Annotated in this window: 1 protein-coding gene; it reads right to left on the reverse strand. The window is 56.7% G+C overall.

The features are described from left to right. A partial coding sequence (locus ABD715_RS17800) for a GTPase (protein ID WP_344789682.1) occupies positions 1–534 on the reverse strand: 534 nt, incomplete at both ends.

Genomic DNA, 534 nt, shown 5'->3' on the forward strand with positions numbered 1-534 from the left:
TTTTTCTATCGCCTGAAGCTGATAGAAACGGCTTCTCAGTCGCCCTTCTTTCGGCGGTAAGCGCAGCGTATGCTGGGCCACTTCACCGGAAAGACGCTCCGTTAATGCCTGAAAAAGCAGTGGTACGCCAACCCCGGTCTGGGCTGAAAGCCAGACCCGAATCGGTTTATTTTCATCGTCGCGATCGATGCGCGGTTCAAAATCGTCAAGCATGTCGATTTTGTTCATCACCAGCAGCGCCGGGATCTCATCGGCCTCAATTTCAGCGAGAACCGTATTTACCGCATCAATGTTTTCCTGCACGCGGACATCCGCCGCGTCAATCACATGCAGCAGCAGCGTCGCCTGACGCGTCTCCTGCAACGTCGCTTTAAACGCTGCTACCAGATCGTGCGGCAGGTGGCGAATAAAGCCGACGGTATCGGCCAGCACCGTTTCGCCGACGTCAGGGACGTCAATGCGGCGCAGCGTCGGGTCCAGGGTGGCGAACAGCTGGTTCGCGGCATAGACCTCGGCGGCAGTGATCTGGTTAAA

The organism is Postechiella marina, assembly GCF_039538365.1.
Taxonomy (GTDB): Bacteria; Bacteroidota; Bacteroidia; order Flavobacteriales; family Flavobacteriaceae; genus Postechiella; species Postechiella marina.